Source organism: Caviibacter abscessus (assembly GCF_001517835.1).
Taxonomy (GTDB): domain Bacteria; phylum Fusobacteriota; class Fusobacteriia; order Fusobacteriales; family Leptotrichiaceae; genus Caviibacter; species Caviibacter abscessus.
In genome coordinates this window covers 1-837 of the sequence record NZ_LOQG01000017.1, presented here as the reverse complement: position 1 = coordinate 837, position 837 = coordinate 1, and the positions used below count along the sequence as shown (strand labels likewise).

Genomic DNA, 837 nt, shown 5'->3' with positions numbered 1-837 from the left:
AAACGTGGGGACAATAGGACACGTAGACCACGGAAAGACAACAACAACAGCAGCGATATCAAAAGTATTAGCATCAAAAGGACTAGCAGAAAAAGTAGACTTTGAAAACATAGACCAAGCTCCAGAAGAAAGAGAAAGAGGAATAACAATCAATACAGCACACATAGAATATGAATCAGAAACAAGACACTACGCACACGTAGACTGTCCAGGGCATGCTGACTATGTAAAAAATATGATAACAGGTGCAGCACAAATGGATGGAGCAATCTTAGTAGTATCAGCAGCAGATGGACCAATGCCACAAACAAGAGAACATATACTATTAGCAAGACAAGTAGGAGTACCTTACATAGTAGTATACTTAAATAAAGTGGATATGGTAGAAGATGAAGAATTATTAGACTTAGTAGAAATGGAAGTAAGAGAATTACTAAGTGAATATGGATTCCCAGGAGATGAAATACCAGTAGTAAAAGGATCATCATTAGGAGCATTAAATGGAGATGCAAAATGGGAAGGACAAATATTAGAATTAATAAAAGCAGTAGATGAATATATTCCAACACCAGAAAGACCAGTAGATCAACCATTCCTAATGCCAATAGAAGATGTAATGACAATAACAGGAAGAGGAACAGTAGTAACAGGAAGAATTGAAAGAGGAATAGTAAAGGTTGGAGAAGAAGTAGAGATAGTAGGGATAAAGGATACAGCAAAGACAACAGTAACAGGGATAGAAATGTTTAGAAAACTGTTAGATCAAGGAGAAGCAGGAGATAATGTAGGAGCATTATTAAGAGGAATAAAGAAAGAAGAAGTAGAAAGAGGACAAGT

General features: G+C 36.3%; 1 protein-coding gene. It reads left to right on the top strand.

The features are described 5' to 3' along the window. Nucleotides 1–837 (top strand): elongation factor Tu (tuf, locus tag AWT63_RS03135; protein WP_082680429.1); only part of this gene is annotated, 837 nt, incomplete at both ends.